General features: G+C 58.1%; 24 protein-coding genes and 6 pseudogenes. 15 read left to right on the forward strand and 15 right to left on the reverse strand.

Features of this window, described 5'->3' with window-relative positions:
• The first annotated feature begins 198 nt into the window (after nt 1–198).
• Both QK293_RS12630 and sthA read left to right on the forward strand, forming a co-directional pair.
• A complete protein-coding gene (locus QK293_RS12630) occupies nt 199–1,179 on the forward strand; it encodes an FAD:protein FMN transferase (RefSeq protein WP_282377752.1) in 981 nt (326 codons plus the stop codon).
• Between the two features lie 207 nt (nt 1,180–1,386).
• Nucleotides 1,387–2,781 (forward strand): Si-specific NAD(P)(+) transhydrogenase, encoded by a 1,395-nt coding sequence (gene sthA, locus QK293_RS12635; RefSeq protein WP_046055269.1) that lies wholly within the window; start codon nt 1,387–1,389, stop codon nt 2,779–2,781.
• Between the two features lie 42 nt (nt 2,782–2,823).
• Here sthA and QK293_RS12640 read toward each other — a convergent pair whose 3' ends face one another.
• Entirely contained in the window at nt 2,824–3,546 is a 723-nt protein-coding gene (locus tag QK293_RS12640; protein ID WP_282377615.1) for a glycerophosphodiester phosphodiesterase family protein, read from the reverse strand.
• 14 nt (nt 3,547–3,560) lie between these two features.
• Complete coding sequence (locus tag QK293_RS12645) at nt 3,561–4,142, reverse strand: PilZ domain-containing protein (RefSeq protein ID WP_282377616.1); 582 nt, start codon at nt 4,140–4,142, stop codon at nt 3,561–3,563.
• 94 nt (nt 4,143–4,236) lie between these two features.
• Here QK293_RS12645 and QK293_RS12650 point away from each other — a divergent pair, with 94 nt between their 5' ends.
• The 3 genes from QK293_RS12650 (at nt 4,237) to QK293_RS12660 (ending at nt 7,488) form a co-directional block, all read left to right on the forward strand.
• Nucleotides 4,237–5,487 carry a lipoprotein-releasing ABC transporter permease subunit gene (locus tag QK293_RS12650; protein ID WP_282377617.1) on the forward strand — a complete coding sequence of 417 codons (1,251 nt, stop codon included), beginning with the start codon at nt 4,237–4,239 and terminating at the stop codon, nt 5,485–5,487.
• 7 nt (nt 5,488–5,494) lie between these two features.
• Nucleotides 5,495–6,178, forward strand: coding sequence for a lipoprotein-releasing ABC transporter ATP-binding protein LolD (gene lolD / locus QK293_RS12655; RefSeq protein WP_282377618.1), 684 nt, complete (start codon nt 5,495–5,497; stop codon nt 6,176–6,178).
• A gap of 65 nt (nt 6,179–6,243) precedes the next feature.
• Complete coding sequence (locus tag QK293_RS12660; RefSeq protein ID WP_282377619.1) at nt 6,244–7,488, forward strand: lipoprotein-releasing ABC transporter permease subunit; 1,245 nt, start codon at nt 6,244–6,246, stop codon at nt 7,486–7,488.
• Nucleotides 7,489–7,547: 59 nt separating this feature from the next.
• Here QK293_RS12660 and QK293_RS12665 read toward each other — a convergent pair.
• Nucleotides 7,548–7,820: pseudogene (locus tag QK293_RS12665) on the reverse strand (hypothetical protein); the annotation flags it as partial.
• Between QK293_RS12665 and QK293_RS12670 the strand changes: the two are divergent.
• Together QK293_RS12670 and queF are read left to right on the forward strand one after the other, a co-directional pair.
• Nucleotides 7,795–7,902 (forward strand): annotated as a pseudogene (locus QK293_RS12670) (copper-binding protein); the annotation flags it as partial. The pseudogenes QK293_RS12665 and QK293_RS12670 overlap by 26 nt on opposite strands.
• 61 nt (nt 7,903–7,963) lie before the next feature.
• On the forward strand, nt 7,964–8,794 hold the full coding sequence (queF, locus tag QK293_RS12675; protein WP_282377620.1) for an NADPH-dependent 7-cyano-7-deazaguanine reductase QueF: 831 nt from the start codon (nt 7,964–7,966) through the stop codon (nt 8,792–8,794).
• Between the two features lie 51 nt (nt 8,795–8,845).
• On the opposite strand, the gene QK293_RS12680 is transcribed toward queF, so the two are convergent.
• The gene (locus QK293_RS12680; RefSeq protein WP_282377621.1) at nt 8,846–9,109 is read right to left on the reverse strand and encodes a DUF4404 family protein; all 264 of its coding nucleotides are present in this window, start codon (nt 9,107–9,109) and stop codon (nt 8,846–8,848) included.
• 110 nt (nt 9,110–9,219) lie between these two features.
• Nucleotides 9,220–9,840: an HAD family phosphatase gene (locus tag QK293_RS12685; protein ID WP_282377622.1), complete on the reverse strand. Its 621-nt coding sequence runs from the start codon at nt 9,838–9,840 to the stop codon at nt 9,220–9,222.
• Between the two features lie 199 nt (nt 9,841–10,039).
• Here QK293_RS12685 and QK293_RS12690 point away from each other — a divergent pair, with 199 nt between their 5' ends.
• The 3 genes from QK293_RS12690 (at nt 10,040) to rssC (ending at nt 12,745) form a co-directional block, all read left to right on the forward strand.
• Nucleotides 10,040–10,729 carry a VacJ family lipoprotein gene (locus tag QK293_RS12690; protein ID WP_282377623.1) on the forward strand — a complete coding sequence of 230 codons (690 nt, stop codon included), beginning with the start codon at nt 10,040–10,042 and terminating at the stop codon, nt 10,727–10,729.
• A 352-nt stretch (nt 10,730–11,081) separates the two neighbouring features.
• Nucleotides 11,082–12,263, forward strand: coding sequence for a two-component system response regulator RssB (gene rssB / locus QK293_RS12695; RefSeq protein ID WP_282377624.1), 1,182 nt, complete (start codon nt 11,082–11,084; stop codon nt 12,261–12,263).
• Nucleotides 12,263–12,745: an anti-sigma factor antagonist RssC gene (gene rssC, locus QK293_RS12700; RefSeq protein WP_007935262.1), complete on the forward strand. Its 483-nt coding sequence runs from the start codon at nt 12,263–12,265 to the stop codon at nt 12,743–12,745. The genes rssB and rssC overlap by 1 nt, the downstream gene beginning before the upstream one ends.
• A 127-nt stretch (nt 12,746–12,872) precedes the next feature.
• On the opposite strand, the gene tal is transcribed toward rssC, so the two are convergent.
• The 9 genes and pseudogenes from tal to QK293_RS12745 all read right to left on the reverse strand — a co-directional run bounded on the left by tal (nt 12,873) and on the right by QK293_RS12745 (nt 19,305).
• Nucleotides 12,873–13,799 carry a transaldolase gene (gene tal, locus QK293_RS12705; RefSeq protein ID WP_282377626.1) on the reverse strand — a complete coding sequence of 309 codons (927 nt, stop codon included), beginning with the start codon at nt 13,797–13,799 and terminating at the stop codon, nt 12,873–12,875.
• Nucleotides 13,800–13,977: 178 nt separating this feature from the next.
• Nucleotides 13,978–14,973 carry a tRNA dihydrouridine(20/20a) synthase DusA gene (dusA, locus tag QK293_RS12710; protein ID WP_282377627.1) on the reverse strand — a complete coding sequence of 332 codons (996 nt, stop codon included), beginning with the start codon at nt 14,971–14,973 and terminating at the stop codon, nt 13,978–13,980.
• A 233-nt stretch (nt 14,974–15,206) separates the two neighbouring features.
• Nucleotides 15,207–15,455 (reverse strand): short-chain dehydrogenase, encoded by a 249-nt coding sequence (locus QK293_RS12715; protein ID WP_282377628.1) that lies wholly within the window; start codon nt 15,453–15,455, stop codon nt 15,207–15,209.
• Nucleotides 15,456–15,786: 331 nt separating this feature from the next.
• Nucleotides 15,787–16,572 (reverse strand): transporter substrate-binding domain-containing protein, encoded by a 786-nt coding sequence (locus QK293_RS12720; protein ID WP_282377629.1) that lies wholly within the window; start codon nt 16,570–16,572, stop codon nt 15,787–15,789.
• 40 nt (nt 16,573–16,612) lie between these two features.
• Nucleotides 16,613–16,875, reverse strand: a pseudogene (locus tag QK293_RS12725) (hypothetical protein).
• A 136-nt stretch (nt 16,876–17,011) separates the two neighbouring features.
• Nucleotides 17,012–17,284: a heavy metal-associated domain-containing protein gene (locus QK293_RS12730; protein WP_282377630.1), complete on the reverse strand. Its 273-nt coding sequence runs from the start codon at nt 17,282–17,284 to the stop codon at nt 17,012–17,014.
• Nucleotides 17,285–17,383: 99 nt separating this feature from the next.
• Nucleotides 17,384–17,788, reverse strand: coding sequence for a hypothetical protein (locus QK293_RS12735; protein WP_282377631.1), 405 nt, complete (start codon nt 17,786–17,788; stop codon nt 17,384–17,386).
• A gap of 102 nt (nt 17,789–17,890) precedes the next feature.
• The gene (locus QK293_RS12740; RefSeq protein WP_282377632.1) at nt 17,891–18,283 is read right to left on the reverse strand and encodes a hypothetical protein; all 393 of its coding nucleotides are present in this window, start codon (nt 18,281–18,283) and stop codon (nt 17,891–17,893) included.
• Between the two features lie 317 nt (nt 18,284–18,600).
• Complete coding sequence (locus tag QK293_RS12745; RefSeq protein ID WP_282377633.1) at nt 18,601–19,305, reverse strand: murein L,D-transpeptidase catalytic domain family protein; 705 nt, start codon at nt 19,303–19,305, stop codon at nt 18,601–18,603.
• Between the two features lie 81 nt (nt 19,306–19,386).
• On the opposite strand from QK293_RS12745, the gene QK293_RS12750 reads away from it, so the two are divergent.
• Complete coding sequence (locus tag QK293_RS12750) at nt 19,387–21,138, forward strand: L,D-transpeptidase family protein (RefSeq protein ID WP_282377634.1); 1,752 nt, start codon at nt 19,387–19,389, stop codon at nt 21,136–21,138.
• Between the two features lie 199 nt (nt 21,139–21,337).
• Nucleotides 21,338–22,129 (forward strand): lipopolysaccharide biosynthesis protein, encoded by a 792-nt coding sequence (locus QK293_RS12755; RefSeq protein ID WP_282377635.1) that lies wholly within the window; start codon nt 21,338–21,340, stop codon nt 22,127–22,129.
• A gap of 31 nt (nt 22,130–22,160) precedes the next feature.
• Here QK293_RS12755 and QK293_RS12760 read toward each other — a convergent pair.
• Nucleotides 22,161–22,699, reverse strand: a pseudogene (locus QK293_RS12760) (LysR family transcriptional regulator).
• Between QK293_RS12760 and QK293_RS12765 the strand changes: the two are divergent.
• The 3 genes and pseudogenes from QK293_RS12765 to QK293_RS12775 all read left to right on the forward strand — a co-directional run.
• Nucleotides 22,684–22,920, forward strand: a pseudogene (locus QK293_RS12765) (haloacid dehalogenase type II); the annotation flags it as partial. The pseudogenes QK293_RS12760 and QK293_RS12765 sit on opposite strands and share 16 nt — an antisense overlap.
• A 228-nt stretch (nt 22,921–23,148) precedes the next feature.
• On the forward strand, nt 23,149–24,720 hold the full coding sequence (locus QK293_RS12770) for a GGDEF domain-containing protein (RefSeq protein ID WP_282377637.1): 1,572 nt from the start codon (nt 23,149–23,151) through the stop codon (nt 24,718–24,720).
• Between the two features lie 143 nt (nt 24,721–24,863).
• Nucleotides 24,864–25,817 (forward strand): annotated as a pseudogene (locus QK293_RS12775) (DUF1254 domain-containing protein); the annotation flags it as partial.
• Nucleotides 25,818–25,868 lie beyond the last annotated feature (51 nt).

Raw genomic sequence — 25,868 nt, forward strand, 5'->3', positions numbered from 1 at the left:
GAAAACCCGGTTTCCAGTAGACCGTAAGGCTGCTCCGCTTAAGTGAACAGCATTACGACTTTGGTCGGGGCGTTTTAGTTTGTGCGGTGTTCGCTCCCACACTTCTACCGCATAATGGCGAGCCTTGGCGTTGTGTCATGGGGCTCTCCAGGGGATGCAGGATTGTTGAAATGGCGGCTGTGCGGTTTTGTGGTCCTGATGGGCGCCCTGACAGGCTGCGGAAACGGCGACTCCATGGAAAGCTTCGGCGGCCCGACCATGGGCAGCACCTATTCGATCAAGTACCTGCGCCATGCCGGTCTTCCCGCCCCGGCCGAGGTCCGTGTCCAGGTCGAAAAGATCCTTGCTGAAGTCGATCAACAAATGTCGACCTACCGCAGCGACTCGGACATCGAGCGCTTCAACGATCTACCCGCCAACCGCTGTCAGAAAATGCCCGCGCCAATCCTCAAACTGGTGCGCGTCGGTGAGCGTCTGTCGGAACAAAGCGAAGGTTCCTTCGATCTGACCGTGGAACCTCTGCTCAACCTCTGGGGTTTCGGCCCGCAGGCTCGCGAGGAAAAAATCCCCGCGGCCCAAGCGCTGGCCGAAGTGCGGCAGCGAGTCGGTTACCAGCACCTGCGTATCGATGGCGATCAACTGTGCAAGGACGCCGCCGTCGAGGTCGACTTCAATAGCATCGCCGCCGGTTACGCGGTCGATACGATTGCCGCAAAACTCGACGGGATGGGCATCCATAACTACCTCGCCGAAGCCACCGGCGAACTCAAGGCGGCCGGTAAAAAACTTGACGGCTCACCGTGGCGCATCGCCGTGGAAGAACCCCGCGACGACCAGCAAGTGGCCCAGCGCATCATCGCTGTCGACGGCTACGGCGTTTCTACCTCCGGCGACTATCGTAACTATTTCGAGCAGGACGGTCGGCGTTATTCCCACACCTTCGATGCCCGCACCGGGGCACCGGTCTTACACACCTTGGCGTCAGTCACGGTGATTCATCCTTCAGCATTGATGGCCGATGGCTTATCGACGCTGTTGCTGATTCTGGGTCCCGAAAGGGGTTGGGACTATGCCGAAACGCATGACATCGGTGCATTCTTTGTGATTCGTGCCGATACAGGTTTCGTCACACGAACCAATCAGGCTTTTGAACGCTTGAGTGGCGGAACAACCGAGTGATGACGGCGATTCAAGCATCGAAGACTGGCGTTGTAGTGCAGGCAAAAGTAGCCTACGACGCGACCAAGGGTTAATGTGCCCGGCGTTGACGCTTATATAGACTGTGTCCGGGTTCTGCACTGGCCCCAAATTGTTCCTTCACGCCGCAGATCGGCGTGATTTAGCCGCAGGTGCCGATGGCGCCGCGGCCTGTTCTGAGGAGTACGCATGGCTGTCTACAACTACGACGTGGTGGTGCTGGGTTCCGGCCCGGCGGGAGAAGGCGCGGCAATGAACGCCGCCAAAGCAGGGCGCAAGGTGGCGATGGTCGATAGCCGTCGCCAGGTCGGCGGCAACTGCACCCACCTGGGTACCATCCCGTCCAAGGCACTGCGTCACTCGGTCCGGCAGATCATGCAGTTCAACACCAACCCGATGTTCCGGGCCATTGGTGAGCCACGCTGGTTCTCGTTCCCGGACGTGTTGAAAAGCGCCGAAAAAGTCATCTCCAAACAAGTTGCTTCGCGCACCGGCTACTACGCCCGTAACCGCGTCGACGTGTTCTTCGGTACCGGCAGCTTCGCCGACGAGCAAACCATCGAAGTGGTCTGCGCCAACGGCGTGGTCGAAAAACTGGTGGCCAAGCACATCATCATCGCCACCGGTTCGCGCCCGTATCGCCCGGCGGACATCGATTTCCACCACCCGCGTATCTACGATAGCGACACCATCCTCAGCCTCGGTCACACCCCGCGCAAACTCATCGTTTACGGCGCCGGTGTGATCGGTTGCGAATACGCCTCTATCTTCAGCGGTCTGGGTGTACTGGTTGAGCTGGTGGACAACCGCGGTCAGTTGCTGAGCTTCCTCGACTCGGAAATTTCCCAGGCCCTGAGCTACCACTTCAGCAACAACAACATCACGGTTCGCCACAACGAAGACTACGACCGCGTCGAAGGCGTGGACAACGGTGTGATCCTGCACCTCAAATCCGGCAAGAAGATCAAGGCCGACGCCTTGCTCTGGTGCAACGGTCGTACCGGCAACACCGATCAGCTGGGTCTGGAAAACGTCGGCGTGAAGGTCAACAGCCGCGGCCAGATCGAAGTCGACGAGGCCTACCGTACCTGCAAGCCGAATATCTACGGCGCCGGTGACGTGATTGGTTGGCCGAGCCTGGCCAGTGCCGCTCACGACCAGGGTCGTTCGGCCGCTGGCAGCATCGTTGACAACAATAGCTGGCGCTTCGTCAACGACGTGCCGACCGGCATCTATACCATTCCGGAGATCAGCTCGATCGGCAAGAATGAGCAGGAGCTGACTCAGGCCAAGGTGCCGTACGAAGTGGGCAAGGCGTTCTTCAAGGGCATGGCGCGTGCACAGATCGCCGGCGAACCTCAGGGCATGCTGAAGATTCTGTTCCACCGCGAAACCCTGGAAGTGCTTGGCGTTCACTGCTTCGGTTATCAGGCGTCGGAGATCGTTCACATTGGTCAGGCGATCATGAACCAGCCGGGTGAACTGAACACGCTGAAGTACTTCGTCAACACGACGTTCAACTACCCGACCATGGCCGAAGCCTATCGGGTAGCGGCGTACGATGGCCTCAACCGGCTTTTTTGAGCGGCTCCGGCCGGTGGCCTGAGCCGGCCGGGGAGACCGATTTCAGCAATTCTCGAGCGTGGCGCTGGCCAAACCGGGAAAGTCTGTAATCAGGCTGTCAACGCCGAAGTCGGCGAGTCTGCGCATTAGCGCGGGCTCGTTGACTGTCCATACCGACACATGCAGCCCTTGACGCTGCGCCTTCTGCAGGCGTTCCGGCGTACACAGGGTCCAGTTCAGCGCCAGAATCTCACAGCCATAGCTTTGCGCGACCTTCAACGGGTCGAGCCAGGCGTACTCGGCCACCAATCCGCGGGACACGTCCGGCACCAGGTCCAGTGCGGCTTTCAACACTTCGCGTGAACTCGAGGTGATCGTGACCTTGTCGAGCAGGCCGAAACGCTGAGCCATTTCGCGAATAGCCAGCACCGTCGTCGCGGCGCGGGTGCGTGAAGCGCTTTTGACTTCCAGCTGCCAGTGCTCGAAATCGCATTTCTCGAACAGTTCTTCCAGCGTTGGAATCGGGCAGGGCTTGATCCAGCCCGGGCCGCCCTTTCGCGCGTCGTAGGTCACCAGTTCGGCCGCCGTGTGCTCGACGACTTTGCCGCGTCGGTCGGTGGTGCGCTTGAGCGTAGGGTCGTGGATGACCATCAACTCGCCGTCCATGGCCAGGTGCAGGTCCAGTTCGCAGCGGCGCACGCCGTGCTTGAGGCATTGCTGAAAGCTGGTCAGCGTGTTTTCCGGTGCTTCGCCCTTGGCGCCGCGATGGCCGTAGATGTGAGTCACGGTTCTTCCTTAAATTAAATGCCTGATTCGTTTTGTTCGCGGGCCAGACGTCGTTCCTGAGCCTGCTTCTGCAAAATGTAGCGGGCCAGCAATTGGCGCTGGGCATCGGTCGGGTACTCGAACTCGGTACCGACGTCGTAGCCGTCGCCTTTGCGATCGCAATGGGTGACGCGAGCCCGCAGCAACAGTCCGAGGGCTTGCGGCATCAGCACCAGTTTGACCGACAGGTGTGCGCCCTCGGCAATCGGCGTCGGATGCTGAAAGTCGATCCCACCTTCGGAAATGATCACCGGCTGCGGCTCGCCGATTTGCCCGAGCACGGTGATTGCGATCACCTGGCTCAGCAAATCGATGCGTTTATTCTGAGATTTCAGGAGCGCCGCGAGGTTCCGGTCGCGCTCACTGATTTGGCGCAACAAGTGCTGTGACTCGAATTCGCTCAGGTGCAGTTCGCTGAGCAAGTTGAACAGAGGAGAAGCATCCTGCAACACTTCCTGGCCTGCGGCTTCGGGAGCGGACAGGGGCCGAATTTCCAGTGCGATCGTGTCCTCGATACGGTAGTATTCGCGGCGATCTTCTTCATCTAATGTCGACATGGCGAACCCATGGTAGCGGCGGTGGTCTGAGTGTAAAGCTGGTTATCGACCCCCGCCACAAGGACGTTCCTTTTCCCTCCGAACAAGCCCCGACATGTTCAGACCTCTCTTCGTATTTATTGGCACGCGTTATACCCGTGCAAAGCGTCGCAATCATTTTGTGTCATTCATTTCCCTGACCTCGATGATCGGACTCGCCCTTGGCGTGGTCGTGATGATCGTTGTGCTGTCGGTCATGAACGGCTTCGATCATGAAATGCGCACCCGCGTGCTGGGCATGGTGCCCCACGCGACCATCGAGTCCGGTGAACCGATCAGCGACTGGCAAAGCCTGGCCGCCAAGGTCAAGCAAAACCCGCAGGTGACGGCCGTGGCGCCGTTTACCCAGATGCAGGGTTTGCTGACCAACAACGGCAAGGTCTCCAAAGTCCTGCTCAATGCCATCGACCCTGCGCTGGAACGCCAGGTCTCGATCATCGATAACTTCATGCAGCAGGGCAAACTCGACGACCTGGCGCCGGGCAGTTTCGGCATCGTCATCGGCGACAAGGCCGCGGCCAAGTTGGGGGCGGCGATCGGCGACAAGCTGACGTTTGTGGCACCTGAAGTCACCGTGACCCCGGCCGGGATGTTCCCGCGCATGAAACGCTTCACGGTGGTCGGCATCTTCCACGTCGGCGCCGGTGAACTGGACGGCTACCTGGGCATCACCAATCTGCAGGATCTGGCCAAGCTGCATCGCTGGAAGCCGGATCAGGTCCAGGGCATTCGCCTGAAGTTCGACGACCTGTTCCAGGCACCACGCGTGGCGTGGAGCATCGCCCAGCAACTCGGCGAAGACCATTTCTATGCCCGCGACTGGACGCGCAGCCACGGCAATCTGTATCAAGCGATCCGCATGGAAAAAGCCATGATCGGTTTGCTGTTGCTGCTGATCGTCGCCGTCGCTGCGTTCAACATTATTTCCACACTGGTGATGGTGGTGAACGACAAGAAGGGCGACATCGCGATTTTGCGCACCCTTGGCTCCACGCCGGGGCAGATCATGGCGATCTTCATGGTCCAGGGTACGGTCATTGGTGTGATCGGTACGCTGATCGGCGCCGTGGTCGGGATCTTCGCCGCGCTGAACGTTAGCGCCGCGATCTCGGCCCTCGAAGGCCTGATCGGGCACAAGTTCCTGAACGCCGACGTGTACTTCATCGATTACCTGCCGTCGCAAGTGCAGAGCCAGGATGTGTTGATGGTCTGCGCCGCCGCGTTGGTCCTGAGTTTCCTCGCCACCCTATATCCAGCCTGGCGTGCCGCGCGCACCCAGCCTGCGGAGGCGCTACGTTATGAGTGAGTCGGGCATGAGTGATAAAGCAATCTTGAGCTGCCGCAACCTGGGCAAATCCTACGAGGAAGGCCCGGAGTCGGTTGAGGTTCTGGCGGGTCTGCAACTGGAACTGCATCCGGGTGAGCGCGTGGCGATTATCGGCACCTCGGGTTCGGGCAAAAGTACGTTGCTCAATCTGCTGGGCGGCCTTGATACGCCGACCAAGGGCAGCGTCTGGCTCGACGGCGAAGAACTCTCGGCACTGAGCGAGAAGAACCGTGGCCTGCTGCGTAACCGTTCCCTCGGCTTCGTGTACCAGTTCCATCACTTGCTGCCCGAGTTCACCGCACTGGAAAACGTCTGCATGCCGCTGCTGATCGGCAAAACCGCGATCCCCGAAGCACGTCAGCGTGCCACCGCGTTGCTGGAGCGGGTAGGGCTGGGCCATCGCCTGGAACACAAGCCTTCGGAACTGTCCGGTGGCGAACGCCAGCGTGTGGCCATCGCCCGCGCCCTGGTGAACAAGCCAGGCCTGGTGATGCTCGACGAACCGACCGGCAACCTCGACTCACACACCGCCCAGGGTATTCAGGATTTGATGCTGGAACTCAGCACCTCGATGCGCACGGCGTTCCTGGTGGTGACTCACGACATGAACCTGGCTCGCCAGATGGATCGCGTCCTGCATTTGCAGGAAGGTTGCCTGACGCCCATCTGATTGACCAAAACCCGGCGTGCTGAAAAGTGCGTCGGGTCTTTTATTTTTATACGGTGCCCCAGCGAATGTTCAGACCGTTATCGATCTTTATCGGCACGCGCTATACCCGCGCCAAGCGCCGCAATCGCTTTGTTTCCTTCATCTCGATGACCTCGATGATCGGCCTCGCCCTGGGCGTGCTGGCGATGATCGTGGTGCTGTCGGTGATGAACGGCTTCCAGCGCGAAATGAGCTCGCGGATCCTCGGCATGGTGCCTCACGCGACGATCGTCGGCGTCAATCCGATCGATAATTGGCAGCCCGTCGCCGCTGCGGCCATGAAGAATCCTGAAGTGACGGCCGCCGTGCCGTTCACCGAGATGGAAGGCATGCTGTCCTACAAGGGGACGATGCAGCCGATCCAGGTCAGCGGCGTTGATCCGGCGCTGGAAGGCAAGGTATCGATCGTCGCCCAGCACATTGTTCAGGGCCGTCTCGATGCCTTGAAACCCGGTGAGTTTGGCGTGGTGGTCGGCGAGATCACGGCACGCCGCTTCCGCTTGAACGTCGGCGACAAGATCACCCTGATCGTGCCGGAAATCAGCAACGCACCGGGCGGCATCACCCCGCGCATGCAGCGGTTGAACGTGGTCGGCGTGTTCAAGGTCGGCGCCGAACTGGACGGTTCCATGGCGCTGATCCACGTGGCCGATGCCGCGCAGATGCAGCACTGGGCGCCGAATCAGGTGCAAAGCGTGCGTCTGGCGGTGAAGGATTTGTACGCGGCGCCGAAGGTTTCCAGCGATATTGCTGGCGGGCTGGGCACCGCTTACAAGGCTGACGACTGGACCCACACTCAGGGCAGTCTGTTCAGCGCGATGAAAATGGAAAAAACCATGATCGGCCTGCTGTTGCTGATGATCGTCGCGGTGGCGGCGTTCAACATCATTGCAACCCTGATCATGGTGGTGAACGACAAGGGCGCGGACATCGCGATCCTGCGCACCATTGGTGCCACGCCGGGGCAAATCATGGCGATCTTCATGGTCCAGGGCACGGTGATCGGGATTGTCGGCACCTTGATCGGCGGTGTGCTCGGCGTGGTTGCGGCGCTGAATGTCAGTGAACTGGTCGGCTGGATGGAGCGGGTCAGTGGGCAGCACATCTTCAGTTCCGACGTGTACTTCGTCAGTAACTTGCCATCTGAACTGCAGGGCGGGGATGTGTTGTTGATCTGCTCGGCGGGTTTCATTCTGAGCTTCCTCGCCACCGTTTACCCGGCATGGCGTGCGGCGAAGATCGAGCCGGCTCACGCGTTGCGGTATTCGTAAGCCGTTACGCCGCTATATGATCATTCCCACGCTCTGCGTGGGAATGAGGCCTGCAGGCCTCAATCCCCCTTCGGCATTTCAATTACAAACCGCGTCCACCCGTTATCCGACTCGCAACGAATCTGCCCGGTAGAAGCGATCAAATAAACGCGGCAGCAACGCCCCGTCAATTCCGTCTCCACTGTTCTCAATCGTCACGCTCAATCCTTTGGCTTGCTTTTCCGCTTCTTCCGTCAGCTCCAGCGGTTCGCGCTGGGCATCAACAACCCGTGGTCGGCCTTGGCCAGGTACAACATGTCGTTGACCGCCGAGCTGACCTGGACCTTCACCAAGGCCACCAACCTGGAATTTTCCTGCAACATCTCCGGTCCTTACCAGACCGGGATGGTCGGCAAGTTGACTGTCAGTCAGTAAGCACTCAAAGGCGGGAGCAAAGGCTGGTAGAATCCGCTGATTCTTCAGTCAGGTTTCCGCCATGCATCCCGCAGCCGAACACTCGCCGCTGGGCAAATCCAGCGAATACATCGCCACCTACACACCGTCGTTGCTGTTCCCGATCCCGCGCACCGCGAAATGGGCCGAACTGGGCCTGACGGCTGAAACCCTGCCCTACAAAGGCGTGGATTTCTGGAACTGCTTCGAATTGTCGTGGCTATTGCCTTCGGGCAAGCCAGTGGTGGCCATTGGCGAATTCAGCATCCCGGCGGATTCACCGAATATCATCGAGTCGAAGTCGTTCAAGCTGTATCTCAACTCCCTGAACCAGACGCCGTTTGCCGACACTGCAAGCCTTGAATCGACGCTGGTCAAAGACCTGTCGGCCGCGGCCGGTAAACCGGTCGGCGTGCGGATTCGCAGGCTCAAGGACGTCGAGGCCGAAGGCGTTGTGGCGTTACCGGGTGTGTGCATTGATGATCTGGATATCAGCGTCAGCAACTATGAGCAACCGCGTCCGGAACTGCTGCGTTGCGATGAATCGCGCATTGTGGAGGAGAGCGTGCACAGTCATTTGCTCAAATCCAACTGCCCGGTCACCCGTCAGCCGGACTGGGGCAGCGTGGCGGTGGAATACCGTGGCGCGGCGCTGGATCACGCGAGTTTGCTGGAATACATCGTGAGCTTCCGTCAGCACTCCGACTTCCACGAGCAGTGCGTGGAGCGGATTTTCCTCGACCTGCAACGGTTGCTGAAACCGGAGAAATTGACGGTGTATGCGCGGTATGTGCGGCGCGGTGGGTTGGACATCAACCCGTATCGCAGCACTGAAGAAGTGCAGTTGCCGAACGATCGGCTGGTCCGCCAGTAAGAGCAAAAAAGCCCCGCTATCACTAGCGGGGCTTTTTTACATTTGGCGGGTTCAGATTCCCATATTGCCCAGCGCTTGCACGATGTTGCGCAAGGTGCCGGCAAGGGTCGGGTGTTCGATTTCGAAGCGATCGACGGCCAGGTTCACATTGTCGGCGAGGCTGGAGTCCTTGGTTTTGGTTTCGAGATCAAGCTCCAGTTCGATCTGTTGCATCAGCAAGTGCAGGTCTTCGCGCTCGGCCTCGGTCAGCGGTGGATTCTGTTCCAATTGCTCGCGCAGAGTATTGAGCTGTTGTTGCAGTTCGCGGGCAGGCATGGCGTTCTTCCTTTTATCGATAGGCACTGGCATAGACCGCAGCAGCACGCCAAAGGTCTATGGCTTGACCCTTAGATTAATCCACTTGCGTGCAACCTGCATGATCTCCATCAGGGCTTTTCGCCCTTGAGTCGGCGCAGGCTGATATCTGCCAGGCAAGTGTCAAGTTCACCGAGGTGATCGATCACCGAATGCACACCCAGACCGAACAGTTGCACCGTTGCCTTTCCGCGTTTGAATTCCCGTTCCTGCTGAGTCAGCGCCTGCCAGTCGTTGGGCGCCAGGCCGCAGAGCGAGCCGCAGGACGCCAGCCCAATCGTCCACAACCCGGCATTGAGCCCCGCTTGCAGCAATCGCGGTTCGCCGCTGACCAGTACGCAACCCTCCAGTCGTTCGACATTCAACGTCATCAAGGCTTGCCAGCAGGCGTGCGGCGCCGGCCATGGATTGTTTGTTTCGGGGTGTTGCGAGGGTTTGATCCATGAAGGCAATGCGACGGCCAGGGAATGGCTGAGGGCAGGGGGGAGCTCATCGAGCCAGGCACAGGGAATCTGCTGATGCTGCAAGCTGCGCAGGCTATCCAGCGCACCGGGCGTGGCTTCGGCGTGCACGGCAGAGTGGCTGCTTTGCGTGCGCGTGCGTGCGCCGAAATCCACCAGGCAACCACTGAGGCCGAACAGGACGGCGGTCAGGCTGGGCGCAATGTGGGGCAATGTTTCAGCGTGCGGCATATCAACATCCCTGAAATAGCCTCAAGGCTAGGGGGCGACGGTGACAGTTGAGTGACACTGATGTGAATCGCTCACAATCATCGCGAATGATCTGAAGGTTGCCTCGCACGGTGCTGCCTTAGGCGGCTTTTCCGTCTTATACTAGCCAGCTTCACGCTTGGGCCAAGCGCCCGCGACAGTACAATCCAAGGAGTTTTCTATGCGCTGGAGCAATCATCTAGCTCAGCTTTGTGTGTTTGCCAGCGTACTGCTGGTTCCGTTCGTTGCCCAGGCAGCCTCGGAAGACGACCCTTGGGAAAGCATCAACCGCCCGATCTACACGTTCAACGACGTTGTCGATACCTATGCACTGAAGCCTTTGGCGCAAGGCTATCAGTTCGTGACGCCACAGTTTCTTGAAGACGGTATTCACAACATGTTCCGCAACGTCGGTGATGTCACCAACCTTGCCAACAACATCTTGCAGGCCAAACCGGCCGCCGCTGGCGTCGACACCGCACGCTTGATCTTCAACACCACCTTCGGCCTGCTGGGCTTCATCGACGTGGGCACCAAAATGGGCCTGCAACGCAGTGACGAAGACTTCGGCCAGACACTCGGCTACTGGGGTGTGGGTAGCGGCCCGTATGTGATGTTGCCGTTGTTGGGGCCAAGCACGCTACGTGACGCGCCGTCCAAGTATGTCGACGGCTATACCGGCCCGTACCCGTATATCCACGACGTGCCCGTGCGTAACTCGATCTTCGGCCTGAACATTGTCGATACCCGTGCCAGCCTGTTGTCGGCCGAGAAGCTGATCAGTGGCGACAAGTACACCTTCATCCGCAATGCGTACTTGCAGAACCGCGAATTCAAAGTCAAAGACGGCCAGATTGAAGACGATTTTTGATCTCTACCGGTAAACCCAAGAAGGCGGCCAGTTGGCCGCCTTCTTTCGTTGGGCCTCCGGGACCGGTTTGACGCATGGGTTCTAACCTTCCATTAGGTTACGGTTTTGCCTGTTTTTATAACTCCCGGTGATTTGAAATGGAAAGACGTCAAGCGACCATCGGCGTGAGCTTGAAACGCCCCGCGGATGGGAGTACCGTCTGCGCCTTAGAAGGGCACCTCTGGTGTGCCTGTGTGTAGGGCAAACGCTCGAAAACAGTGCAGTAGAGAGGCTAGAAAGCGAATCCAGTAGTGTGAGCCGGGACAAAGCCCCTGCCTGCTACGCCAACCTAATTCTGGCGCCGTTTGCCCACATGCCAAAAACCAGTGCCACGCTGCTGATAATCGATGATGACGAAGTAGTGCGCGCGAGCCTCGCGGCCTACTTGGAAGACAGTGGTTTCAGTGTCCTGCAGGCCAGCAATGGCCAGCAGGGTCTTCAGGTATTCGAGAAAGACAAGCCCGACTTGGTCATCTGCGATCTGCGTATGCCGCAGATGGGCGGGCTCGAACTCATTCGCCAGGTCACCGAGCTGTCGCCACAAACCCCGGTGATCGTGGTTTCGGGTGCCGGCGTGATGAACGACGCGGTCGAGGCCTTGCGCCTGGGCGCGGCGGACTACCTGATCAAGCCTCTCGAAGATCTTGCCGTGCTCGAGCATTCTGTTCGCCGGGCCCTGGATCGTGCGCGCCTGCTGCTGGAAAACCAGCGCTACCGCGAGAAGCTGGAAGAGGCCAATCGTGAGCTCGCCGCCAGCCTGAACCTGCTCCAGGAAGACCAGAACGCCGGTCGCCAGGTGCAGATGAACATGCTGCCGGTCAGTCCCTGGACCATCGACGAGTTCCAGTTTGCGCACCAGATCATCCCATCGCTGTACCTGTCGGGTGATTTCGTTGACTACTTTCGGGTCGACGAGCGTCGGGTAGCCTTCTACCTGGCGGACGTTTCCGGTCATGGCGCCTCTTCAGCCTTCGTTACCGTGCTGTTGAAGTTCATGACCACGCGCTTGCTGTTCGAATCCAAGCGCAGCGGCACATTGCCGGAATTCAAGCCTTCAGAGGTCCTTGGTCATATCAACCGAGGCCTGATCAGTTGTAAGCTGGGTAAACACGTCACAATGGTCGGTGGTGTCATCGACGAGGAGACAGGTTTGTTGACCTATAGCATCGGCGGTCATTTGCCGTTGCCTGTGTTGTACACGCCAGACAGTGTTCGTTATCTGGACGGTCGTGGTCTGCCGGTGGGCCTCTTCAATGAAGCCACCTACGAAGACCACGTAATGGAATTGCCACCGACGTTCAGCCTGACGCTGATGTCTGATGGCATTCTGGACCTTTTGCCAGAACCTACACTCAAAGAGAAAGAAGCGGCGTTGCCCCAACGGGTCAAGGCTGCGGGCGGCACCCTGGATGGGCTGCGGCAGGTTTTTGGATTGGCCACGCTAGGGGAGATGCCGGATGATATCGCCCTGTTGGTGTTGAGCAGGAATCTTTAATGAGTACCGGTAGAATCCAGTTCGCCGAGCAGGATGGCACCTTCGTCCTGAAGTTCGTCGGTGAAGTTCGCCTGACCCTGTGTTCGGCGTTGGATGCGACTATTGAGCGGATCTTCACGGCGTTGAACTTCAATGCGATCGTGATCGACCTGACCGAAACCCGCAGCATCGACAGCACCACCCTTGGCCTTTTGGCCAAACTGTCGATCCTGTCGCGGCAAAAGGTCGGCTTGCTGCCGACCGTCGTCACCACTCACGAAGACATCACCCGTCTGCTGCAGTCCATGGGCTTCGAGCAGGTGTTCAACATCGTTGACCGCCCGATCCCGTGCCCTGAGTGCCTGACCGACCTGCCGGACCAGGATCAGTCCGAAGAAGTGGTGCGGATCAAAGTGCTCGAAGCACACAAGATCCTCATGGGCCTCAACGACTCCAATCGTGAAGCATTCCATGATCTGGTGAACGCCCTCGAGCGTCACTGATCCTGTGGCGAGGGAGCTTGTCGGAACGCCGCACCGTCCCGCTGGACTGCGAAGCAGACCCAAAAATGGTGCACAAAAAAGGGCGAACCTGTGAGGGTTCGCCCTTTTTGCATTGCTATGAACTAGATCACAACTTGGCTTGCAACAACGCCTCAAGCTTTTCCTGGTCGCGAGCGAACTGACGAATACCCTCAGCCAGTTTCTCGGTCGCCATCGCGTCCTCGTTGGACAACCAACGGAACTGCGCTTCATTCAGGCTCAAACGTGTTTCACCGGCATGACCTGGCGCCAATTTGCGTTCCAGCTTGCCAGTATCCGTCGCCAGCTTATCAATCAAATCCGGGCTGATGGTCAGACGGTCACAACCCGCCAGCTGCTCGATCTGATTCAGGTTGCGGAAGCTCGCGCCCATGACCACAGTCTTGTAGTCATTGGCCTTGTAGTAGTTGTAGATCCGCGTCACCGACTGCACACCCGGATCATCCGCGCCGGTGTAGTCGTTGCCATTGGCCTTCTTGAACCAGTCGTAGATACGACCCACGAACGGCGAAATCAGGAACACCCCTGCATCAGCACACGCCGCAGCCTGAGCGAACGAGAACAGCAACGTCAGGTTGGTCTGGATGCCTTCCTTTTCCAGCGTCTCGGCGGCACGGATGCCTTCCCAGGTGGAAGCGATCTTGATCAGCACGCGGTCACGACCAATGCCGGCCTTGTCGTACAAGTCGACCAGACGGTGCGCACGCTTCAATACGGCGTCAGTGTCGAACGACAGGCGCGCATCCACTTCGGTGGAAATACGACCAGGGATCACTTTCAGAATTTCTAGCCCGACCGCAACGCCAAAACGGTCGCTGGCCAGGCCAACATCGCCCTTGCAGTCACTGACGCATGCGTTCAGCAACTCGGCATAACCGGAAATGGCCGCCGCTTTGAGCAGCAGGGAAGGGTTGGTGGTAGCGTCCACGGGTTTAACGCGAGCGATAGCTTCGAAGTCGCCGGTGTCGGCGACCACGGTGGTCATTTGTTTGAGTTGTTCCAGCTTGGAAGTCATGGGCGTGCTCTGTCCTATGGGTCTAATGACATTACCCGAGCGCTGTCAGCCACTCAAGGGTGCGTGTACGTATCGATGGCCCCAGCGGCAACAACCTGAAAACGGCTGTTTGAAAGGCGGGGCGCGGTATCGGTAAATACGATGCCAAATCAGACCACAGGTTCAACCCAAGCGACCGCTAACGGCCCTCAAGCAACTCTGCCGCCTGATCCAGCAACACCAAAGGCTCCTTGGCCTTATGAATATCCACCGACAACAACTGCCGAAACTTGCGCGCCCCCGGAAACCCGGTGCCCAGTCCCAGTACATGCCGAGTGATGTGGTGCATCGAGCCGCCCGCATCGATGTGCGCTGCTATATAAGGCCGCAACTGCGCCAGCGCCTCGGCCCGGCTGATCACCGGCGAAGTGCTGCCGAACAGTTGCTGATCCACCTCAGCCATTACATAAGGATTGTGATACGCCTCACGCCCCAGCATCACACCGTCGAACGTCTGCAAATGCTCGTGACAGGCTTCCAGTGTCTTGATCCCGCCGTTGAGAATAATCTCCAGCTCCGGAAAATCCGTCTTCAACCGCGCCGCCACGTCATAGCGCAGGGGCGGAATGTCGCGATTCTCCTTCGGCGACAACCCCTCCAGAATCGCAATCCGCGCATGCACCGTAAAACTCGTGCACCCGGCATCCCGAACCGTGCCGACGAAATCACACAACTCCTCGTAACTGTCCCGCCCATTAATCCCGATCCGATGCTTCACCGTCACCGGAATCGACACCGCATCGCGCATCGCCTTCACACAATCAGCCACCAACTGCGGATGTCCCATCAGGCACGCACCGATCATATTGTTCTGCACCCGATCACTCGGGCAGCCGACATTCAGATTCACCTCGTCGTAACCGTGCTCCTGCGCCATGCGCGCGCACATCGCCAGGTCCAGCGGCACACTGCCGCCGAGTTGCAGGGCGAGCGGGTGTTCGGCTTCGTTGTGACGCAGGAAGCGGTCGTGGTCGCCGTTGAGGAGCGCGCCGGTGGTGACCATTTCAGTGTAGAGGAGCGCGTGCTTGGAGAGTAGGCGCAGGAAAAACCGGCAATGCCTATCAGTCCAATCCATCATCGGGGCGACGGAGAAGCGGCGGGAGAGCGGGGCGGGTGTGGCGGTGATTGGGGGCATTGGCGGTTCTGAGATGGGTGGGGCTGGGAGGTGGGGAGTTTAACAGGGTTGGGCTTGCAGGGCTTAGGCAAGCCTTGTTGCGATTGTTCAGGGCATCTGAGCAACGACGTAGAAGGAAATCGACTGGATCGCTACGAGTAAAACAATCTGTCCCCATTTTTTACGAAGCTTCTTTTTGTTGGCAGCTTCCATGAGTCCGAAGGGGCGTTCGAGGAGGGCGCCCCGTTGTGACGTCAGGACGGTTCAGCATCCAATACATCGCAGCCATCGCGCAAGGGTATGCAGCAAAGCAATGCGAAGTCGCTGAGGATCACCGAGTCCGTGGTGATGTCGCCGCGCATCGCGAGGTTTTCCAGGATCTGCGTTACCGCGCCAATTCGGTAGCGAGCGGTGCTAAGCAGTGAGTGCAGCGGTTGGGTGGTATTTACATACAGCGAGGGAAGGTCATCGACGTTCCTGGTTAAAGCCATACATACGTTCATGTGGAACTCCATTAATTTGAGAGAACTACAACTCAGACGTCGCCAAACGAATGGGTGGTAGCCGTACGCGGGTTGGCGAACCGGGCAATGGAGAAACCGGCAGATCCTAAGGTCTCCCGCGCACGCAGTCCCAACAACGCCAACAAGTTAAGCTTCGGTGGGAGCGCAATCGGTAGCAGTTTCAGTGAGTACACCTCGGGGTTGTTGCACGACGATTGAGGTGTGACGCAACGGCTTGGGTGTTTCTGCCGTTGCGTTGTCTTTGAAGGGCGACTGCTGCGCAGCCGGACGCAGGCTTCGCCAGCTGCTACATGGATTGTGTACGTGGCGGCTATTTAGGCTCGGGCGTCGCCAACCATTGACCGAGGACTTTTTGGTAATTACCCGTCACCTTGGCCAGGTGCAACCACTGATCGACATACAATTTCCAAGTGATGTCGTCCCGGGGCAGCAAGTATGCCTTCTCGCCATACTGCATGAATTGCGTCGGGTTCACCGCGCACAAACCGGGTTTGAGTTTCTGCTGATACAGCGCTTCCGAGGCATCGGTGATCATCACGTCAGCCTGCTTGTCCAGCAGCTCCTGGAAGATGGTCACGTTGTCGTGAAGGCGCAACTGCGCCTTGGGCAGAAACGCGTGAACAAACGCCTCGTTGGTGCCACCGGCCGGTTCGACCAGGCGAACCGAAGGCTGGTTGATTTGCTCGACGGTCTGGTACAACGCCTGATCTTCGCAGCGCACCAGCGGGATTTTACCGTCGACGTCCAGTGTGGTGCTGAAGAAGGCCTTTTTCTGACGTTCCAGCGTGACCGAGATCCCGCCGACGCCGATGTCGCATTTACCTGCCAGCATGTCGGGCATCAGGGTTTTCCAGGTGGTCTGCACCCACTCGACCTTGACGCCCAGGCTGTCGGCCAGCGAGCGGGCCATGGCGATGTCGATGCCAGAGTATTTATCGTCCTCGGCTTTGTAGGTATAGGGTTTGTAGTCGCCTGTTGTGCACACGCGCAGTTGGCCTTGTTGGATGACGCTGTCCAAATGCGATTGCTCTGCCTGAGCGGCAAACGATAGAGCAAGCAGGCCACCGAGCATCATCGTGCTTTTTATGTTCTTCATTGTTATCCGGCTTCCATGATGGAGTGGGGGCTGAGGGTACTTATTTTTTACTGCGCCGCTCAACATCATCCTGGGTTTTCAGGTCGGTCTCGATCCCCAAATGGTATTTTCAGTAGTCGATAATCCACGCGCGTTGCTCTTCCGTAAGGCGTTCCACTTTTCGAGTGTCGCCGTCATTGTCGTGAATGTTGTAGAACTTGATTTGCAGGGTAGGGTGTTCTTTATGATGGGGATTGTTTCGATATCGGCGTCTTCAAAGGCTTCGCAGAACTCGGCATTGTGAGAAGAGCAAGCCCAGAGCAGGGCTCAGGGCCGACCGACTCTCAAACAGTTGCTGGATGTGTCCCTTCAGCAATAAGGTTGACACGTTCTGACCTGTTTTCAGGGCTGGACACACAAAATGCGCCCCGGCCTCAATGTCATCCTGACCGGGGCGGACTCAGTGACAGCGGCAACTTGAACCACCGCAGCCAGACTTTGTATTTATGCCTTCTTCATGTTTGTCTTCTGCCAGTACGCTTGCTGGATACCCAGCCTCCTTCAGTGCCGATAACAGAACATCGCTCTCGGCATCCCCAGTCACCTTGACCCGGCCGGACGCCAGATCGACAGTCACTTCACCAACCCCCGCGAGCGGCTGCAACGCGGCGTTGATGTGTTTGACGCAGCTCCCGCAGCGCATGCCTTCGACTTGCAGTTCAGTGCTGTTCATTGCGTAAGCCTCTTTTATTGTGAGTGGCAGGTGGTGTGATGACGTGGATCGATGGTTGACCCTGCCATGATGGCAAGGTCAAGCGCTTCTTTAAGGACGTTAGTTGCTCATCGGCATCTTCATCATGCTCGATTGCTGATCCATCATTTTCATCATCATGTCCATCATCTGGTTTGAGCGGTCCTTGCCGTGGGACATGCCTTTGCCCATTCCCATGCCTTGGCAATGGTTGTGCATCATGCCCATGCTGTCCTTCATCGTGGCCATGCCTTCTTGCATGGCGGCCTGGCGTTCGGCCGGGGTTTTGGCGGCGATCATTTTTTCGTGGGCCGCCTGCATTTTTTGCATCTGTTCGCTCATGGCCTTGTCTTGCGTGGTAGCGGTAGCGGTGGCGGTGGCCGGTGCGGTTGGCGGTGTGTCGGGGTGATGTTCGTCGACGGCCAGAGCAACCAATGGGCTACTGATGAGCAGTGCGGCGACGAGTGTTTTGAAGTGCGTATGCATGGCAATCTCCAGTGAGTCAGGGACGTACAGGAACTATTGAGCCGCGCTAAAGAGGCGAAGCCAAAGGGGGCGGCCGGAATTCCGGGCGCTCGGAGGACGGTTTTAATCGTTGAAGCGAACGAAGCGCAGGCGTGCTGGCGGCCAGGGTGGCGCCGGGCGGTGTAAGGTGAGAAACGCGAACGGAGTCTGGGAACGGGCACTCAGGATCAGTGCAGGCAGCAGAAACAGGACGACCCAAAGGGTGTGTTTGAAGGTGGGCAGGAGCAGGGTGGGGCTCAGTGCTGTCGAGCTGTGTTCGCAGTATTGCAGGCAACCGCTGGCATGCAGTTCATGACTGTCGTCATGGCCGGCGCTGCGGGTGATTTCATGGGCGGCGGTCAGGTCATGAGGCGGCAGACTCAGGCATCCCTGGCTCGCCGCTACCGCAAAGGCCAACAGCCACAGTGCGAGCACTTGGCGGATCAGCAGCGGTAAGTGAGTGCGGAGCCAGAGCATATTGTGTACCCGATCCGAGGGGTTATCTTGAGCTTAGTCCCGAGCAAGAGGCCGTCATTGATCCATATCAAGTGGTGCCCCTTTGCGTGACTCCGCGCTCACTTCCATCTCTGGACTCAATGCCCCCAGCCAGGCCACCAACCCCACAATCAACACCGCCGCCACCTACTCCACTACCACACTGCACCGCAATGCATTTGCCGCTACAACAGGCAACAGAAAACCCAGCACCGCCGTCCCCGCCACCATCGGCCGGAACGGCAACACGACTCCCGACACCGCGATGCGACATTCATCGACGCTCTTTGTTGTAGTGTCTATTGGCGTGAACTGGACGTTGAAGCCGCGGCTACAGTGCCGCCACGGCAGTTGATATACGAAGACGACTTCAACCAACGCTGATCCGGATAGTAAGAAAACAACAACTGCCCATCCTTCATCGAATCAATCAACTTATGCGCAATCGCCGGCCGCACTGCCGGACAACCCAGGCTTCTACCAATCCGCCCATTGGTTCGGGCAAGAACCGGACTGACATAGGGCGCCCCGTGAATAACGATCGCCCGCTCGAACGCTTTGTCGTTGAAACCCGGCTCCAGTCCTTCCATGCGCAAGGAGTAGCCGTTCTGCCCGACATAGCTCGACTGGGTGCGGTACAAGCCGAGGCTGGTGGCAAAGCTTTCATTCTGGTTGGAGAACTTGACCGCCATGTTCTCGCCGCTGTTGCGGCCATGGGCAACCAGTTCGTGGAACAGTAATTTACGTTTTTTCAGATCGAACACCCATAGCCGTTGTTCGGTCGAAGGCAGGGAGTAGTCGATGACGGCAAGCCTTTGGACAGGTGCTGTGCCTTGGGCCAAGCTGCATTGGGTGGCGCGTACGGCCAGTCCAATGACTTTGGCGTTAGCGCCTGGTGCTGCTTTGAGCAGCGCGGCTTCAAGCGAATCGGCGTAGGCTGCCGGTACCGAAACTGACGTCAGCAGCAGGGCCGTGAATAGAAAGCCAAAGCGGTCTAGCGCCATATGTAAATCTCACATTAATGTTTCGAGTCTAGCAGTGTGCAGGGTGCTAGCCGTTGAATACGGGGCGATTAAGGATTATCCATGGGGCAATTAACAAGGTTATTCGTCATAAGCCGCATCTTTTTTATGGGCTTGCTGATCAGTGGCGCAGCGATTGCAGAAACTTCGCCGATTGAGCCGGTATCTCCGGCAAACAGCAGAAATGGCGTAGCACCCGACGACTTCGTCGCCCAAACGATTCAGGCGACACTTGAGCCATTGAGTTCATCTTTTCCACCCTTACTCACCTCACCTGGCCACCAACGGATGGATCCGAGTCGTGTGGTCATGGATTTTTACATGCATCGGGGTTATCGCTCGGCCTGGGCGAGCGACAGCGATGTCATCCAGTTATTGAAAAGCTTGAGTGACACTCAGGCCGACGGGCTGGACCCCGCGGACTTTCATATTGATGAGTTGGCGAACGCCAGAGCGTCGATGCGGGCAGCAGAGCCGACGACGGCGCAAAGGGCGGCGTTCGATATCGCCGCCACCCGGACCTTTATCACGGCGCTACTGCAGTTGCGGCGCGGCAAGGTTGATCCTTCGCGGCTGGACATCCATTGGAACTTTGACCCCGTAGGTGCCGATCCTCGTGGAGACATGAATAACTTGTTCGCCGCGCTCGATGCTCATGATGTGGCACGCGCCTTCGCGCAAGCGCCACCACAAGAGGCGGTCTACGGCAGCCTGCGCGTGGGCCTGGCGCAACTGCGCAAGGTTCGAAACGCGGGTGGCTGGCCGAAAATTACCGAAGGCCAATCGCTCAAGCCAGGCATGGATGACGCCTCTGTCGCGCAGTTGCGAACACGTTTAGTGGTGGGTGGGTATCTGGCCCCATCAATGAAGCAACGCACTGATTACGACGGCAGCGTCGCCGCGGCGGTGAAAAAGTATCAAGCCGAGCAATACCTGGGGGCGGACGGCGTGGCGGGGGCCGCGACACTGGCTGCGTTGAATGTGCCCGTCGAGGCTCGGATAGACCAGGTTCGGGTGAACATGGAGCGCGCACGTTGGTTGCTGTACAAACTTCAGGGCACTTTTGTCATCGTTGATATAGCTGGTTACAAAGTTGCGCTCTATCGCGACGGTAAGGCGATTTGGCGTTCCCGGGTACAGGTCGGTAAGCCGTTTCGCAGTACGCCGGTGTTTCAATCCGAGATTACTTATGTAACGTTCAACCCCACCTGGACCGTGCCACCGACGATCCTCGTCAAAGATATGCTGCCAAAAATTCAAAGAGACCCCGGCTACCTTGCCGCCAACCGGGTAAGAGCCCTAGATCGAGAGGGGAATATGCTCGATCCGTCGACCGTCGACTGGGATAACCCGCGTGGTATCACGTTGCGACAGGATGCCGGGCCGGACAATTCGCTGGGGCAGGTGGTCATTCGGTTTCCCAATGACTATTCGATTTATCTCCACGACACGCCGCATCGCGAGTTGTTTGCTCAATCGCGCCGTGCCACCAGTTCAGGCTGTATACGGGTGGAGAATCCACTGCAGTTGGTTGAGCTGTTATTCAACGACCCGGTTCATTGGAATAGCGCCGGGATACAGGCCCGGTTGGCTAACGGCAAGACCGAAAATATCAGGCTTCCCGTCAAGGTGCCGGTGCTGTTGGCTTACTGGACAGTGGACCTGAGTAACGATGGTCGAGTGATGTTTAAACCCGATGTCTACGGGTACGATTCCGCGGTGCTGCGGGGATTGAATCTGCCTTCGGAGCTGCCCATTCTGGATGTGCGACAAGCAGGAACGTCCGCTGTAGCCACGGAGCAAAACTGGCAGTAGGCATGAAGACGGAGGGATTGATATCTGTAAGGTAAGGGCTGTCATCGATGCGCCAACGATGCAAGCGCTCTGCGTCAGCCTTTGCGCTCCGTCGCAGATTCCGGCGTTGGCAAAGCCAAAAAGTTGGCTCGCCTGTTGAAAACTATCACAATGCAAAATAGTCACCGATCATCGATGTGAAGGGATAGGGAAATTGAAGATGGATGTTGCGCAAAAAAACTCGTCACTCATCACCGGTATGCTTCATGCGCATGACCTCGATGAGTGCCGCAACATTCAAAAAGGAGCTGTGTTTATAATTGCCTCGGGGGCGTCCGCTAAAGATTTTCCGCTGGAAAAGTTTGCCGACGTTCCGATGATCACGATGAACGGCGCCATCTCTATGTTTACCGGGTCGGGTATCCGGCCGTTCTTTTATGCCTGTACGGATCAAGGCTTTTCCCGACAACAGCCCGAACTGTTTTCACAGGCCATGCGTATTAGTCAGCGGGTTGCACTGTGGGAAGAGCATATCTGGCATACGACGGTAGCGCCTGAGGGCGAGCTGTATTTACTCGGACGAGCCCCCAAGCTCTCCTGGACGGACCTGGTTTTCAGGGCTGATAAAGAACTCGTCAGAAGTCGCAAACTCGGAAATGGCCGCAATAGAACCCTCGGTTTCAGCAAGAATCTTAAGCGCGGTTTTTTTGATGCCCGCACTGTGGCGTATCTGGCTTTGCAGATTGCGTATCACGTGGGGTTTACCAAGGTGTTTTTGGTAGGCGTCGACTTGAATCAGTCTGTGAGCCGTTTTTACGAAGAGGCCGACACGTTAACGTCGCCATGCCTGCTCGATCAGCATTTTTATACGCGAATCCTGCCGTCGTTAGAGATCTTGTCGAAGTACGTCGTGGATGAAGATTTTCAGGTCTACAACCTGTCGAGTTCCTCAAGAATTCCGGGTGAACTCATTCCCCGGGTGACGTTGGATGAGATCGACAAGATGATCTAAAGGTTGTTCGTGGTACGCCCATTCTTTGTGATCATGCCTGGCCCAGCTCCTCGCACAAAAACCCCACCAACGCCCGTTGCAGCCCGGTCAGCGCACCCGCGCGGCTGATCAACGCCAACTCCATCGGCGGCAATTCGGGCAGGTCGGTGCATATGCTGTGCTCAGGTAATACCACACCAACACTTCCGGCCAGGCTACCCAGCACGGCCCGCTGTCCGGTTCGCGCTTGACCAATGCAATGTCGAGGGCGCCGGCGCTCAGTTTCTGCTTGAGATCGGTGCTCATGCCGCTGACGGTTTCCAGACGCGCTTGCGGTCTGGCCCGGTTGAAACCAGCGAGGATCAGCGCCATGCGCCGGGCATAGTGAATCAGCAGTTCGCCATGCTCGGTGACGCTGATGTTCTGCCCGGTTCGACCACGAAGCAGCAGCGAATGCCCGACCAGTTCTTCGAGTTTGCGAACCTGTTGGCCCACGGTGGATTGGGTTCGATGCACACGCTCGGCGGCGCGGGTGAAGCTGCCTTCGTCGACCACGCAGACGAACGTCTTGAACAATTCGAGGTCGAGCATGGCGGCTTCCCTTCGGTTGCTACGGCACGCTGATACAGTGGGATGAAGGCTTGAAGGCCGTGGCCGCCGAGATTTTGCGCGACAAGGGCGACCACGCCGTTGATGTCGAGCGACTGATCGAGGTGTACGACCGGCATGAACACCGCCTGGAGCAGGTCCCGCTGCATCGCTCGTTTCGCCAATTGAGCACGCAGGGATTGCACCTCGCCCAGGTGCAGTTGATGGCGATGGCGACTCAGCGCGAACTCAAGCCGGTGCCCCATGAGATTGCCCAGCGTGCGTACGAGAAAATGCGCCTGGGGGATGCAGAAAGTGCCCGAGCGCATTTGCACAATGCGATGCGGCGGCTAGCCAAAGGACATTTGCCCGTTACTCCCCCGTAGACTAAGCTCACAAAAAATAAGGGTTTTGGGTCTTTTACCCATGCCTTGCCCTTGCAGGACGAGCTTTTGCCAATCCCTCTTCACGAGCCGCACAACGCCACGGGTGTCACCCTGAAACGGTTACCGCTGCGCAAAGCAGCGGTGCTGTTTATTGCGGTCGTCTGCCTGAGCCTGTGCGGTTTGCTTTACCTGCAACTGGAACAGTCGCGCCGGCATGACCTGGCATTGGCACAAGTGGCCTCTTCAAACCTGACGCGGGCCATGGCGCAGCAGGCCGAAGACACCTTCATGCAAGCCGATCTGGTGCTGACCAGCCTGGCGGACTGGATTCAGGCTGACGGTTTCGGCGCGCCCCAAAAGGCACGCTTGCAGAAAACGTTCGCCCGGCGGGTGCAGGCGCTGAATCAATTGCACGGGATATTTCTGTTCGACCAGAAGGGACAGTGGGTGGTTACCTCTTTCGACGATCTGCCACGCGGTCCGGGTGTGGCAGATCGCGATTATTTCAAGTTCCACCAGCAGAACGTCTCCTCCCTGGCGCACATCGGGCCGGCGATTCGCAGTCGGAAAAATGGCGAGTGGATCATTCCGATATCCAAGCGTGTGAACGACAAGAATGGCAATTTCCAGGGCGTCTTGTTGGCCGGCATCGAGATGGCGTACTTCGATCAGTTCTTCAAAAGCTTCAGCATTGATGACAACGGTTCAATGTTTTTGGGGTTGACCGACGGAACCCTGCTGGCGCGACGACCGTTTGTGGAATCGCTGATCGGCACGTCACTGGCCAAGAGCGAGATCTTTGAAAAATTGCTGCCCAATGCGCCCTCCGGTAATGCGATGTTCAGTTCGCTGATCGATGGTGTTGTGCGGTTGCATGGCTACCGTCTGCTCGACACTTATCCGCTGGTAGTGTCCGCCGCCTCGTCCAGGGAATCGATTCTCAAGGATTGGTACGACACGGCGTTTCATTCAACGGTCATCGTTGCCCTGGTGGTGCTGGGCGTGGGGCTGTTCGGCTGGGTGTTCCTTCATCAGGTGCGCCTCGGCGAGCGGGTCGAGGCGGATTTGCGCAAGGCGAAGGAAGCGCTGAAGCTGATCGCGACCCATGACAGCCTGACCGGCCTGGCCAATCGCCGGTTGTTCGGAGGGGCGCTGGACATCGAGTTCGGCCGTGGCGCCCGGCAGTCGAGTTCGCTGAGCCTGATCATGCTCGATATCGATTACTTCAAACCCTACAACGATGCATACGGCCACGTGGCGGGGGACCATTGCCTGGCCGAAGTGGCGCGGGCGGTGAAGGGGTGCTGCCATCGAAAGGCCGATTTGGCCGTGCGTTACGGCGGTGAAGAGTTTGCGGTTTTGCTGCCCGACACCGACATTCACGGCGCGATGGTGATTGCCGAGCAGATCCGCCGCAGCGTCATGGACAAGAACATCATCCACAGCGGTTCACCCACGGGCTTCGTGACGGTCAGTCTTGGCTGTTATTCGTTTGTGCCGACGGGGCGGGACAGCATGGAAGTGTTTATCGAACGAGCGGACGCGGCGCTGTATCAAGCCAAGCATTCGGGGCGAAACCGCTCGGCGGTGCTGTCGATGGAGGGCGGTGTCGAGGCACTGCTGCGTTCGGATCGTTGAGGTGTAGCTCGAGGTTGTTTCACCCGCGCAACACCTCGGCCAGCCGGCTGTCCGCCTGTCAGCTCCTCTTGAATTGATCGTCTAGAGTTGCGGTAGCTTTGCCGATTCCGGCAGGTCTCCCCACCGCACGGACGATCGCCACAATGTTGATAACTCAAGCATTGACAGCCGTTGCTCTAACCGTTGCAGTCACCGCTATTTTTCCGCTCGCGAGCCACGCTCAATCGAAAGTCACAGCCGAAGAAGCTCGCGTCATCGGCGTGGATGCCTACCTTTATTTTTACCCGCTGTTGACCCTGGACATCACCCGCAAGCAATTTACCCCTATCGAACCGGGCAAGGAATTCGGTAAAGGTCCGATGAACAGGTTTGTCAGCGTGCCGCAGTATCCACCTGCAGATTTCAACGGGGTGGTGCGCTCGAGCGTCGACACCCTGTACTCCATTGCCTGGCTGGATTTGACCAAAGAACCGCTGGTGATCGCAGCGCCCGATACGGCCGGGCGTTTTTACGTGCTGCCGATGCTCGACATGTGGACCGATGTATTCGCCTCACCGGCTTGGCGCACCACGGGTGCAGAAGCCGGGCAGTTTCTGGTGACACCACCAGACTGGACCGGGACGGTGCCTGCCGGACTGAACCATCTGCCGGCACCTACACCCTTTGTCTGGGTCATTGGCCACACTAACACCGACGGTGCGGCGGACTACGCGGCCGTGCACAAAGTTCAGTCTGGCTACACCGTGACACCGTTGTCCCTGCTGGGTAAAAGCCCTGAACCTGCCAGCGTGAAAGTCGACACAACCGTGGACCTGAAGACCCCACCAAAGACCCAGGTCGACGTAATGTCGGTGGCCGACTATTTCGCCTACGCCGCCCAGTTGCTCAAAGTGCACCCTGCGCACATCACCGATCAACCGATCCTGGTGCAGATGAAGCGTATCGGTCTCGAACCCGGAAAATCGTTCAACATGGATGCGCTGGAGCCTGAAATCAAAGCAGCGCTTCAGACCGTGCCGGAAGACGCGCAGACGCTGATGACGTGGAAGGCTCCAACGCTCACTCGCATGGTCAACGGCCGAAGGGTCGGTTCAACCTGAGGCTTAGCGGCAGTTACAGCAAGAGCCAACTGAGTCGGCGATATGGCG

This window comes from Pseudomonas sp. AL03 (assembly GCF_029960815.1).
Lineage (GTDB): Bacteria > Pseudomonadota > Gammaproteobacteria > Pseudomonadales > Pseudomonadaceae > Aquipseudomonas.

Bases quoted from the DNA above. Each gene is read 5' to 3' on its own strand.
- QK293_RS12735 (WP_282377631.1), bottom strand. From the start codon at position 17,788: ATGCATACGCACTTCAAAACACTCGTCGCCGCACTGCTCATCAGTAGC.
- lolD (WP_282377618.1), top strand. From the start codon at position 5,495: ATGAGTGATAAAGCAATCTTGAGCTGCCGCAACCTGGGCAAATCCTAC.
- dusA (WP_282377627.1), bottom strand. From the start codon at position 14,973: ATGCCCCCAATCACCGCCACACCCGCCCCGCTCTCCCGCCGCTTCTCC.
- QK293_RS12750 (WP_282377634.1), top strand. From the start codon at position 19,387: ATGGGGCAATTAACAAGGTTATTCGTCATAAGCCGCATCTTTTTTATG.
- queF (WP_282377620.1), top strand. From the start codon at position 7,964: ATGCATCCCGCAGCCGAACACTCGCCGCTGGGCAAATCCAGCGAATAC.
- QK293_RS12720 (WP_282377629.1), bottom strand. From the start codon at position 16,572: ATGAAGAACATAAAAAGCACGATGATGCTCGGTGGCCTGCTTGCTCTA.
- QK293_RS12755 (WP_282377635.1), top strand. From the start codon at position 21,338: ATGGATGTTGCGCAAAAAAACTCGTCACTCATCACCGGTATGCTTCAT.
- QK293_RS12650 (WP_282377617.1), top strand. From the start codon at position 4,237: ATGTTCAGACCTCTCTTCGTATTTATTGGCACGCGTTATACCCGTGCA.
- QK293_RS12690 (WP_282377623.1), top strand. From the start codon at position 10,040: ATGCGCTGGAGCAATCATCTAGCTCAGCTTTGTGTGTTTGCCAGCGTA.
- QK293_RS12630 (WP_282377752.1), top strand. From the start codon at position 199: ATGGGCGCCCTGACAGGCTGCGGAAACGGCGACTCCATGGAAAGCTTC.
- QK293_RS12685 (WP_282377622.1), bottom strand. From the start codon at position 9,840: ATGCCGCACGCTGAAACATTGCCCCACATTGCGCCCAGCCTGACCGCC.
- sthA (WP_046055269.1), top strand. From the start codon at position 1,387: ATGGCTGTCTACAACTACGACGTGGTGGTGCTGGGTTCCGGCCCGGCG.
- rssB (WP_282377624.1), top strand. From the start codon at position 11,082: ATGCCAAAAACCAGTGCCACGCTGCTGATAATCGATGATGACGAAGTA.
- QK293_RS12715 (WP_282377628.1), bottom strand. From the start codon at position 15,455: ATGAACGTATGTATGGCTTTAACCAGGAACGTCGATGACCTTCCCTCG.
- QK293_RS12730 (WP_282377630.1), bottom strand. From the start codon at position 17,284: ATGAACAGCACTGAACTGCAAGTCGAAGGCATGCGCTGCGGGAGCTGC.
- tal (WP_282377626.1), bottom strand. From the start codon at position 13,799: ATGACTTCCAAGCTGGAACAACTCAAACAAATGACCACCGTGGTCGCC.
- rssC (WP_007935262.1), top strand. From the start codon at position 12,263: ATGAGTACCGGTAGAATCCAGTTCGCCGAGCAGGATGGCACCTTCGTC.
- QK293_RS12680 (WP_282377621.1), bottom strand. From the start codon at position 9,109: ATGCCTGCCCGCGAACTGCAACAACAGCTCAATACTCTGCGCGAGCAA.
- QK293_RS12745 (WP_282377633.1), bottom strand. From the start codon at position 19,305: ATGGCGCTAGACCGCTTTGGCTTTCTATTCACGGCCCTGCTGCTGACG.
- QK293_RS12660 (WP_282377619.1), top strand. From the start codon at position 6,244: ATGTTCAGACCGTTATCGATCTTTATCGGCACGCGCTATACCCGCGCC.
- QK293_RS12740 (WP_282377632.1), bottom strand. From the start codon at position 18,283: ATGCTCTGGCTCCGCACTCACTTACCGCTGCTGATCCGCCAAGTGCTC.
- QK293_RS12645 (WP_282377616.1), bottom strand. From the start codon at position 4,142: ATGTCGACATTAGATGAAGAAGATCGCCGCGAATACTACCGTATCGAG.